General features: G+C 68.7%; 10 protein-coding genes. 6 read left to right on the top strand and 4 right to left on the bottom strand.

Translation table 11 applies throughout. From position 1 onward, the window contains the following. Positions 1-621 precede the first annotated feature (621 nt). The 5 genes from OG956_RS40130 (at position 622) to OG956_RS40110 (ending at position 6,339) form a co-directional block, all read left to right on the top strand. Complete coding sequence (locus tag OG956_RS40130) at positions 622-1,386, top strand: TnsA-like heteromeric transposase endonuclease subunit (RefSeq protein WP_330343291.1); 765 nt, start codon at positions 622-624, stop codon at positions 1,384-1,386. Next, positions 1,383-3,446 (top strand): transposase, encoded by a 2,064-nt coding sequence (locus OG956_RS40125; RefSeq protein ID WP_330335824.1) that lies wholly within the window; start codon positions 1,383-1,385, stop codon positions 3,444-3,446. Before OG956_RS40130 ends, OG956_RS40125 begins: the two co-directional genes overlap by 4 nt. Positions 3,447-3,508: 62 nt before the next feature. Further along, on the top strand, positions 3,509-4,441 hold the full coding sequence (locus OG956_RS40120) for an ATP-binding protein (protein ID WP_330335825.1): 933 nt from the start codon (positions 3,509-3,511) through the stop codon (positions 4,439-4,441). A gap of 1 nt (position 4,442) precedes the next feature. Next, entirely contained in the window at positions 4,443-5,489 is a 1,047-nt protein-coding gene (locus OG956_RS40115) for a TniQ family protein (RefSeq protein WP_330335826.1), read from the top strand. A gap of 61 nt (positions 5,490-5,550) precedes the next feature. Then, on the top strand, positions 5,551-6,339 hold the full coding sequence (locus tag OG956_RS40110; RefSeq protein ID WP_330335827.1) for a hypothetical protein: 789 nt from the start codon (positions 5,551-5,553) through the stop codon (positions 6,337-6,339). 710 nt (positions 6,340-7,049) lie between these two features. On the opposite strand, the gene OG956_RS40105 is transcribed toward OG956_RS40110, so the two are convergent. Together OG956_RS40105 and OG956_RS40100 are read right to left on the bottom strand one after the other, a co-directional pair. Beyond that, positions 7,050-7,523: an ATP-binding protein gene (locus OG956_RS40105; protein WP_330343069.1), complete on the bottom strand. Its 474-nt coding sequence runs from the start codon at positions 7,521-7,523 to the stop codon at positions 7,050-7,052. Continuing rightward, complete coding sequence (locus tag OG956_RS40100; RefSeq protein WP_330343070.1) at positions 7,520-8,317, bottom strand: Mu transposase C-terminal domain-containing protein; 798 nt, start codon at positions 8,315-8,317, stop codon at positions 7,520-7,522. Before OG956_RS40100 ends, OG956_RS40105 begins: the two co-directional genes overlap by 4 nt. Positions 8,318-8,326: 9 nt before the next feature. Here OG956_RS40100 and OG956_RS40095 point away from each other — a divergent pair, with 9 nt between their 5' ends. After that, positions 8,327-8,908: a hypothetical protein gene (locus OG956_RS40095; RefSeq protein WP_330343071.1), complete on the top strand. Its 582-nt coding sequence runs from the start codon at positions 8,327-8,329 to the stop codon at positions 8,906-8,908. A gap of 110 nt (positions 8,909-9,018) precedes the next feature. On the opposite strand, the gene OG956_RS40090 is transcribed toward OG956_RS40095, so the two are convergent. Then, on the bottom strand, positions 9,019-10,104 hold the full coding sequence (locus OG956_RS40090; protein ID WP_330343290.1) for a S8 family peptidase: 1,086 nt from the start codon (positions 10,102-10,104) through the stop codon (positions 9,019-9,021). 67 nt (positions 10,105-10,171) lie between these two features. Continuing rightward, positions 10,172-10,876, bottom strand: a complete 705-nt coding sequence (locus tag OG956_RS40085; RefSeq protein WP_330343289.1) for a hypothetical protein — start codon at positions 10,874-10,876, stop codon at positions 10,172-10,174. Positions 10,877-10,945 lie beyond the last annotated feature (69 nt).

The raw sequence follows: 10,945 nt of genomic DNA, 5'->3' as shown, positions 1-10,945 counted from the left end.
CTCCGGGCTGCGCCCGGAGTCAGCGAACCCCCGCGCTGCGCGCGGGGTTGCGCTCCGCCCGCGGGAGCGCTGGCGGAGCGCTGCGCGCACCGCGCAACCTGCCTGCTTCGCAGGCAGGTTGATGCTCCGTCCGCTGCGCTCCCGGAGCGGTCGAGGGCTTCGCCCTCGACCCCGGCCTTCCGCTCCGCTCCAGTCCGGGGTCGGCGGGTCCGCTGCGCTCCCCCGCCCAACAAACGCGCCTGGAGGGGGTGAGCGGTCGCTGGGTCAGGCTGGCTGGGAAGGTGGAGGGCGACTGGCGGATGACGGCCGGAATGGTTGCCGCCTGAAGGCCCTTCTTGGCTTTGCTTCAAAGTGAGATATGGATTGAAACTGGATTCGGGCCCCCTCGGCGGTACGTGCCGCACCTCCAGTGGCCGGCCACTGCAACAACTGCGCAGTACCCGATGAACCTGCGCAGTGTTCCGCGATGGCGGGGAGACTCGGGCCCCGCAAGCGGGCTGATGTGCAGTCATACCAAGGCCGTAGCCGCTCCGTTGGTGCATCGGAAGCTTTTCACCCAGTACGGGGGCGTTCTCGATCTGCGCATTGTGCAGGTGTACCGGTCAATTCTTCACTGGACGCGTGAGCAGCACGAGTGGTGACCACCGGTCGGGGGGTCGGGTCCGTGTGAGGGATGTCGATGTGCGGTTCATCGGCGCGAACGGTCTGCCAGAGCAGCGGTCGTGGCTGGAGGTGGCCGCTGAACTGGCGCCGGCTGACTGCCCGCCGGTGCGTGGCTTCGCGGTGCGCCGGGGCAGAAGGTTGGCTCCTGGTTGGTGGTGGGCGGCCACCACGGGTCGGTTGGTGGCTTACGGGAGCACGGCGATGAGGGACCGCCTGATGCTGCTGGACCAGGAACGGCGGGTGGTAGGGCTGGCGTGCCGCCCGCTGGAATTCGTGTGGCGGGACGGCAGGCGGGTGGTAGCCCATGCTCCTCAGCTGGCCGCGCGCCTCGCTGACGGAGGTCACGTGCTCGTGGACTGCCTCGGTGCCGGCTTCCCACCGCGCCGTCTTGCCGGTGTGCAGGCTGTGCTGGAGGAGTGTGCGCAGGAGGTGGGATGGCAGTACCGGGTCGAGCCTGCCGCGGATCCGGTGGTGGTGGCCAACGTGCGCTGGCTGTCGGGGTACCGCCACCCGCGCTGCGCGGGCAGTGTCCGTCCAGGCCGGTTGCGTGACGTCTTCGCGTCTCGACGGCCCTTGGTGGAGGGGGCTGCCGCGCTCGGTGATGTGATCCGGACCTTGCCGGTCGTCTACCACGGCTTGTGGAGTGGTGAACTGACCGCGGCGCTGGACCGGCCGCTCACCGAAAGCACTCTGGTTGCCGCGGCCGGACGGCACGAGCGGTGAGCACTGTGCGGCATGTGGTGGAGGTGGGAGACCAGATCCGCTTCGCCGGTGGTGTGTTCACTCTGGCGGGGCTGGACGGGCCTCGATGCCGGATCGTGGATGAGGACGGGAGCGTCCAGGTGCTCCTGCTCACGCAGCTGTATGCAGACGAGGACTTCTGTGTGGTGGCCGGCTGTGCCGAGCCGCGCCGGGCGCCGGTGTGGGGGCCGTTGGCCAGCCTTGAGGCAGGCGTCCGCGAGAAGGCTCTGGCCTGGGAGCGGCACATCCGCGAGGTCGAGACGGGTCATCCGGAGCCAGACGGGAGGGGTGCTCCGCGCGAGGAGTTCGACCCGGAGTTGCGCAGCCTCGCCGAGCGGGAGGCTGCCAAGGCGGCGGAGCTCACCGAGCAGGGGGAGCCGGTCAGCGTGGCCACGGTACGGCGCATGCGCACCCGCTACCGCAGGCAGGGCGTGTGGGGGCTGGTCGACGGGCGTACGACACGAGCGAGGTCGCCGTGGGGGCGTGCCGACGAGCGGGTGGTCAACGCCATCAGGGCAGCGCTGGAGGCGCAGCGGGAGCGGTCCACCGGGACGCTGAGCCGACTGCGTCGGCAGGTGGGCTGGCTGCTGCAGGACGCCTACGGACCAGGCACGGTGAAGGTGCCGCCGGTGGCTACGTTCAATCGGCTGGTCCATGCGGTCGCCGACGGCCAGGGGCTGCTGGGCCCTGCGGTGCAGCAGCGCTGGCGGACGAGTCGGCCTGAGCCGCCGTTCACGCCCACCGTCGTAGCGCGGCCCGGCGAGCTCGTCATGATGGACAGCACCCCGCTGGACGTACTGGCCGTGCTCGAGGACGGGCGCATCGGGCGGCTGGAACTGACCATGGCCATGGACGTGGCCACCCGCAGTATCACCGCTGCCGTGCTGCGCCCGCGGGGAACGAAGGCGGTCGACGCGGCAGTCCTCCTCGCGCAGACCGTCGTGCCCGAGCCCCTGCGGCCCGCCTGGCCCGAAGTGCTGGCGATGGCCTCCTCGGTGATCCCCTACGAGCGGCTGTTAAGCATCGATGCCCGGATGCAGGGCGCTGCTGCGCGACCGGTGATCTTCCCGTCCACGGTCGTCATCGACCAGGGAAAGGTGTTCATTTCCCAGTGCTTTCTCGCGGCCGCCGAGCATCTGGGAATCTCTGTCCAGCCGTGCCCGCCCGCGTCCGCGCCCGCGAAGGGCCACGTGGAGCGCGGCTTCGGATCGGTGGGGACGCTGTTCGCGCAATACGTCTCCGGCTACACCGGCTGCCACATCAGCCGGCGCGGCCACCGCGTCGAGGACGAAGCCTGCTGGACCCTGCCCCAGCTTCAGGACCTGCTGGACGAGTGGGTGGTCAGTGGGTGGCAGGAACGGCGGCACCGGGCACTATGCCACCCTCTGATGCCCAAGCTGGCGCTCACGCCCAACGAGATGTGGGCGGCCCTGGTCGGCATCGCCGGGCACGTGCCTGTCCCTCTGAGAGCCGCCGACTACATCGAGCTGCTCCCCGCCCGGCGGTGTGCGATCGGCGCCGAGGGCATCCGGTTCGATTACCGCACCTACGACAGCAAGGCCCTCAACGGCCACCGGCAGCGTTCCACCGCGCCGGACGGCAAGTGGGAGGTCCACTACAACCCCTACGAGCCCTCACGCTGCTGGGTGCGTCTGCCCACCGGCTGGGCCGAGGCGGGATGGATCCACCGCACTTTGGTCAGCCGACCCTTCACCGACACCGCCTGGCGGCATATCCGTACCGTCGTCGACCAACGCGCAGGACGTGCCGAACACGAGGAACACCTCGCCCGCGCACTCGACGAACTCCTGCGTCGCGCCGGCGGCAAGACCGCCGGTACCCGCGGCCAGGAGCCGGCCACCGGCTTGGGGGCAGGTCCCACGGGCGTGCTCCCACAGGCGGACACCGGCGTGCTCGGGACCCGAGAGGTGAGTCGGCTGAGCGAAGAGGAGCCCAATCAGGACGACGCCGACGATCCGGTCGCCGGCACAGCTGATGCCTGGGAAGTCTTCGACGCCCATCAGGAGGCAGAGCAGTGGTAGTCCCCGGCCAGGCAGCCGCACACACCGGCCCGTTCGCCTCACCGACCACATGGCGGGAGTGGATGCAGTTCCTCGATGCCGAACCCCCTCGCCTGTCGGGCCCGGGCCCGTGGACGCTTCAGGAGCGCCTCGACTACCACTCCCAGTTCGTGATCCTCTCCACCCCGGTCATGGACAAGATCTCCCTCACCCTGCGGCGGCTGATGATCCTCAACCGGCACCACAACGGCACCGCCCGGCGGGGGCTGATGATCTCCGGGCCGCCCACCACCGGAAAGACCACCGCTCTGCAGCAGCTCGGGCGGTCCTTCCACCTCGCCGACCGGGCCCGCCACACCGGCACCGGCGAGCGACTGCCCGTGATCTTCCTGTCCGTACCGCCCGCCGCCACACCGAAGATGCTGGTCTCCGAGCTGGCCCGGTTCCTCGACCTGCCCATCGGAAAGACGATGAACCAGGCGCGGATCACCGACATCGTCTGCGGCGCCCTTCGCGATCTGGCGACCCAGCTCGTCCTCGTCGACGACGTCCATCTACTCAACACCCGCACCCGCGTCGGCGCCGAGACCTCCGACCAGATGAAGCACCTCAGCGAACGCATCCCCGCCACGTTCGTCTATGCCGGCGTCGCCATCGAGGCCTCCCCGCTGTTGACCGGCAACCGCGGTGCGCAGCTGGCCGGGCGGTTCAAGATGGTGCGCAACCCTCCCCTGGCCTACGGCAGCACCACACAGCGCACAGCCTGGGAAGGCCTGGTCGGCGGCATGGAAAGCGCCCTGCGGCTTACCCACCACCGCCCCGGCACCCTCACACGACACGCCGCCTACCTCCACCAGCGCACCGCCGGCAGGATCGGCAGCCTTTCCGCCCTCGTCAGGGAAGCCGCCATCGCCGCGATCCTCGACGGCACCGAAAAGATCAACAAACGGCTGCTGGCGGACATCGAGGTCGACCAACTCGCCGAACAGACCGCACGGCCACCGGCCAGGACCTGACATGCCCAGCGCTCCCCCGCGCCCCAGCATCCGGCGCGTGGCCCCGCTGCAATGGGAGACCACCGCCTCCTACATCCAGCGCCTGGCCCGCCGCCACCACCTGACCACCGCAGAACTGCTGAACGGCCTGGGCATCCCCCGCCCCCACCTCAAGAAGGAACGCACCCAGCCACACGCCCCCCACACCGGCATCGAGCTGTACCTGAACGCTCCGAGCCGCCGCCTGATCGCCTCGTTCACCGGGGTCCCGGAGGAACATCTCTCCTACGCCCTCCCCCAGTGGGACCAGTACCGCGACAAGCCCAACCCCGCCTCCGCCCGCGCCCGGCTCCAGCCCGCCCCGGTAAACGCCGTCACCGGCTGCCCTGGCTGCACCCTCGCCCGCACCGGCCACAGACACCCCGTCCGCCAGTACCTGCCCGACAGCCGCCTCATCTGCCGCCGTCACCACACCTGGATGCTCGGCCGCCACACCCTCGCCGGCACCCAACTGCCCATCGAACACGCTGATCTGGGGCACACCCCGGAGATCCTCGCCGCCCACCGCACCCACATCCGCTTCCTTCGCCGCTGGGGCACCGCGGCCGACCACGCCCTCGCACAGGCCACGTCCCTGACCGAAGCCTGGCGGCGCACAGCACCCGCGCAAGAACGCATCTGGCCCGCACGCGCCCGCCGCATCGCCAGCAACAAGCGCACCCGCCTGTGGTACGCCCTCGCCCGAGCAGCCATCACCTACCCCGAAACCATCACCCTCGCCCAATACATCGCCCACCACCCCCGAACGCTTCTGGCCCTCGAACGACCCCAGAGCGCACCACCCGTCCACAACGCCATCGCCGCCCTCCTGGGCCGGCCCTGGCTTCAAGACCCGGCCCTCTACCCCCACCGGCTCAACCACCGGATCAACTACGCCCCCAGCCCCCACCCCGGTGCACACCCGCGATGGACGTACCGCCAGCCAGGCCCAACCGAACTCACCCACCTCGGCTACCACCCACCGAAAACGGCCCAGGCCGTAGATGTCAGCCCCGGCACACCACCATGACCAGCAAGCCTGAACACATCGGCCCGCCCCGCCCCACCGTCCTCCCCGCTACGCTGACGGAGTGACAGAGTGCGTCGACAACCCGGCCGAGAGACTCCACGCCCTCCTCATCGACTTCTGCAAGGCCGGCAAGGAACTAGGCCCCAACGTGAGCAATTGGAATGCCTGGGCCCGGGCGCTCACCTACGAGGAGACACCCCTCGCCACAGACAGCGCTGAATTCTTCGCACGTCTGTCCGCAGCGATGATGCTGCCCCAGCAAGTCCGCCAAGCAGTCGGGGCCGTGGTGAGCGATCCCGAGCAACAGGACTACATGCTCCGTCCCCTGGCCGGTGTCGAAGCCGCCATGCTGGCCTCCGCTCAAGCCGGCCACCAGGTCTCCCACGTGTGGCAGCACTTCAGCAAGGACGGCGACGCGGACAGCAGCGCCGCGATCTACAGCCTGCTCGGCTGCGCCCACGAGCTACGCCGAGCTCAGGTCGAGGCCGGCCTGACCGACACCGACGGCCAACACCTCACCACCATGATCAACGACCTCATCGAGGCCGTCCTGGCCTCCGAACTCAACGAGGCCGACAAGCAGTTCCTCCTCACCCGGCTCAACGACATGCTCGCCGCCGTCCAGCAAGCCCGCCTGCGCGGCCGCTACGCCCTGGAGACAACCACCGACGCCGCATATGGCGCCCTCACCCGCCGCCCCAACCTCATCCAGCGGCTCCGTGACGCCCAACTCCTCAACCGCCTGGCAGACCTGTTCACCAAGTTCAACACCGTGCTCGCGCTGACCGGACAGACCGTCGAACTGAGCGAGACCACCGTGCACATGCTGGAACGCGGCCTGGGCAACTGAGCACTCCCACACCCCGTACAGGGCCACACAGCCCACACGCCGAGCCGTCCCGCACCACCGGCAACCACTCAAACTGCGCAGCACCCAACCAACCTGCACACCGGCGCCCGGCCCGACCGACACCACAGGTCAGACGGCTGACAAGTCACACCCCTGTGCAGAATCAGCGAGCCAAGCCCAGCACCAACCCGTTCAACCAAACTGCGAAACCCCAGGTCAGCACACGCACCACTGCGCACATTAACTGATCAGCGACAGGCGTCACCGGACGAGTGGAGCCGCGTCACCGGCCGGCACCCGGAACCGGCGGCCACCGCAGAGGGCAGGCACGAGGAGACCGTGTGCCGTACCTCCCGCATGGGTGGACTCGGAGCATGGCGCAACGCGGCAGCGCGTCAGGTTTCTGAGGCAGCGCCACGTTCATGCGAGTCTGCTGAAGGCCCAGCGGAGCGTTTCCCGGTCAGGGTTCGGGCGGCCTGTCCGTTGGAGGGCGGTGAGGGTGTGGGCGGTGAGCCGGGCCCAGTTGCGGAAGTTGCCGTGCGCTGCGTGGCGGTCGGCGAAGACGATGTCTTCGGGGTCGGTTCTGGCCCAGATCGGATGGTAGAGCGGGGACCTGCCGAACTTCTCCCAGGGTGAGCCTGGTGACGTGCTGCCAGATGAAGATGCGCGAGGAGAGCATCGGCTCCTTTCGCAACACGCTGTGCGCGCCTTCACCACCGGCGAAGACGATCGCGATCTGCGAGTACGGGTGATCCCAGACGAACCGGAAGTACTCGAAACGTCTCCCGATTGAGCCACTGCGCTTCGTCCACGACCAACGTACGCGGCTGGGCTGCGAGGGAGTCCAGGAGCAACCGGTCGAACTCGGACGGGTGACGCGGAGGTTCGCCCGGCAAACCGAGCGCTGCGAAGAGTTCGTGGCGCACCGCGCGGGCGGTGGGGCGAGCCCGGAAAGCGATCCGGCAGACCTCCTCACCACGGGCTCGTTCGAGCTCGCGCAGGCAGACATTGGCGGCGAGGGTTTTACCAACGCCGGCCGGGCCGTGGAGGCACATCATCGCCCCGGCCTCGATCGTGTCCGTGATGTTCTCCCGGGCGGCCAGGAGCGCGCGGGTTGTCACCACTGCAGCGTCAGGGAGCTGCGTGTGGTGGTCCGTTTCCCGGGGTGGCAGCTGGCCTGTCATCGCGTTCCTTCGCCGTCGGCGGGCTGAGGCCCGGGTGTGGGGCGCAGGCTGGGCGGGGTGTTCCAGTCCTCGGGTGGCGGTGCGGGTGGGATCAGGCCGGGGAGGGCGAGGGTGGCCATGTCGCTGTGGGCCGCGGCTTGGAGTCCGGAGACGGCTTCGGCTGCCGTCACGGCGCCCAGGCGCTGCGCGGGCGTGGGAACGGTGGCCGGGGCGAAGCGCTGCCGGCGCAGAGCCTGAGCCTTCTTGGCCTCCTCGCGCAGGCGGCGCGCTCGTGCGGTACGGGTGCGGCGCAGGGCATCGAGTTGCTCGGGCTTGGCGGCGTCGGCGAGGTGAGCGGATCCGAGGTGCTGCCCGGCGGGGTCGAAGACCTCGATCTCGTGATCGCGATGAGGCATGTAGCGGATACGGATACTGCGGCCGACCCGGCCGGCCATCCACGCACCGACGTAGTCGCGGCCTCGCCAGCGCACGCCGTGGCTGGTCAGCTTCCGCACCCGGCCGTCGTCCTCCAGCATCAGAGCCCATAGAGCGGCCTCAGAGATGTTGGAGAACGGCGAGGGATCCACCTGCCATGCCCCGATGGGGGTCTGGCCGGTCAAGCCGTCAGGGCGGTGCTCGGTGTTCCACCACGTCGTCCAGGCCAGGACCTCGGCGGTGAACTCCATGAAGGTCAGCAGGGGCCCATCACAGTCGGCGGGCTCCTTCTTGACGCGCCCGGGCGAAGGGGTGACGGTGCATCCGGGCAGGGCGGCGAAGAGCATGCGGTCCGCACACCGACTGAGGTTCTCCACCATGCCCTCCAGATGCAGGCTGCAGGCAGGCAGGTCATCGCCCTCGGCACCGAGAGTCCCGAATACACCCAGGACCGCAGCACCCAGTCGACACGACCGCACCGGCGCACCCGGCCCTGCATTGCAGCGATCGCCGCCCTGGCCATCGTCGGCAGCTGCGTCGTGCAGCACACCCAGGACCAGCAGCAAACCCATGAGCAGCAGGCCAAAGCCGCCGCCTACAAAGAACGCCCCGGTGCCAAGCTGCACATGGACGATGTCGAAACAGACGCCATCGCCCAACGAAGCACCGACAAGCAGCGCGTCGTCATCGAACTGCGCCCGTACTTCCACCGCACCACCAAGTTCCTGCATATCGACGACCCAACAGGCAACACCGCCCAAAACACCCTCGAGAGTGACCAGTGGTATCCCAAGGACCCCCAGATCGTCGTACCAGTCAAGGACCCACTCACCGACGTGACAGTGCACGCAGCCACCGATAGAAAAACATGGAAGAAAAGCACAAAACCGCCCTCGAGACAGAACCGCCTGTCACCGACCGATGTCGCCTACGACACCGAAACCGGCGAACGACTCCCACCCGACCCCTGACCCACACCCCGCACCGCTCACACGACCCGCACCTTGGAAGCAGACCGCCACTCCCCCCCCAGACACACCGCCTGGTCCTCGCCCACCCCGACGCGGGTGGGCGATCCCTGCTAGCGGATGCGACGGCCCGACCGTGCGAGGAGTACACCGCCGACCAAGACCACCAACCCTCCGCCGCCGGCAAGCAAGCCCGTGGTCCACATCCCTTGCTCCAGCGGCGGGTGCGTGGTCTTCGATGTGCCGTCCGGAGCCGCGAAGTGTGCCCTGCCCTTGTAAGCCACCGGACCTGTCATGTCCTTGGGAGGCGAGGTGGCCGCCTTCACCGCTGCATCTGCATTGATCGGTCCGTATCCCAGCAGGGCACTCTCACCGCCTGCAGGGTGGTGGGCGGTGGCGATCAGGACGTCATTCGTCTGGGCAGGGCTCAGGCTAGGGTTCTTTGACTTCATGAGCGCGACCACGCCGGCCGCCAGCGCGCATGCGGGGGAGGTGCCGTTGATCGGCTCGTAACCGCCGGTGGTCTTCGCGCTGATGATGCCGACACCGGGGGCGGCCACATCGTTGTAGGTGTGCACGGTGGAGAAGTCGGCGCGCCCACCGCCGGGTTTCGTGGCGGCCACCGCGATCACGCCCGCGTATCCGGCTGGGTACGAGTTCTCGTTGAGTGTGTCGCCCGAGTTGCCCGCTGAAGCGAGTAGCGTTACGCCCTTACGGATGGCATAAGCCACGGCCTCGGCCTCGGAGCCGCTGAAGCTGCTGAACAGGTCTCCGCTACCGATCGACATGGAGATTACGTTGGCCCCATGGTCGACCGCGTAGCGAATACCTTCGGCGATCGGGCTATCGCTTTGCTTCCGCAGATCTTCCAACTCTTTCGGCAGGTTTTTCTCGTTGTCTTTGTCGGAGGTGACGCGCACCGAGAGGATCTTGGCTTTCGGGGCCACCTTGAGAACGTCCGAGGCCATGGCCGTGCCGTGCTGTCCCCAGTCCGGGTCCCCGAGGTGCAGCCCGTCCTGACGGTAGTCGGGGCCGGTGGTCACCTTTCCCTTCAGGGCTGGATGGTCGGGCACCACCCCGCTGTCGAGGAGCGCGACCGTCACTCCGTCACCCTGGCTCTGCTGCTGCGCAGCGGACAGGTCGAGTGCCTGCCCTTCCCATCCGACGGGAGTGGCCGCTTGTGCGGGCGCGGTGGCCACGGCGCAGAGCAGGCCGGTGAGGGCGACCGCGGTGCAGGTAGCTCGTATGGTCCTTTTCACGGCGGTCTTACCCCTCGAGGTTCTGGATTTGGGTGTAGAAGGTCTGGCTGAGGGCTTTGGCCTCGTCCATCCAGGGCTGTCTGTCCTCGGTGTTTGCGCTGTAGGCGCCGAAGTGGCCGGGAAGGTCGCCCGACGTACGGCCGTCGACCGCCCCTGTGGTGACCGCTATGGCGTAGGGAAGGTTTCCTCCGATGGCGGTCCCGCCCATGCCGTTGCGCTTGTCCGCCTGCCACTTCGCTGCCAGGGTCCCCGGCACGGTGAGCGGGACCACCGCGGCGCTTGGGTGGTCCGCAGTGGACTGATCGGCCAGGTAGTTGCCCATCTCCTGAGCGGCAGTTGAGTCCTTGGGCAGCACGATGATCGCCACAGTGGCGACCATCTCGCCACTGAGGTCGACGTACGTGGCCCGCAGTACGGCCTCGCACCCGAGCCGCTGAGCGGTCTGCTTGGTCTGCCCGCTGAGGCCTTGGGAGCACGACGTGTCCTGGGACACACCCATCCGGCTCCACTGCGCGACCTTCTTGTCCGACGCCTGGTCCGCGTAGTGCGGTACGCCGATGGTCGACGGAAAGAGCCGGTCGACGGTCTCATTTCGCCACAGCACTGGCCCGTAGGCTTCGTTGTTGGGCATGGACTGCTGGCTGTTGCTGTACGCATGAGCCGCCAGCGCTCCACCGCCCAGCATGCCCAGTACGCCGAAAACGCCGAGCACGCTCCCGATGGCTTTGCGCGCGGTCCGTCCGCCGCCCGAGGAGGGCACAGGTGCCCCCGGCACGGGGCC

It is taken from the genome of Streptomyces sp. NBC_00557 (assembly GCF_036345995.1).
GTDB lineage: Bacteria > Actinomycetota > Actinomycetes > Streptomycetales > Streptomycetaceae > Streptomyces.
Note: the sequence above shows the minus strand (reverse complement) of the source record. Positions and strands in the feature narration are given on the sequence as shown.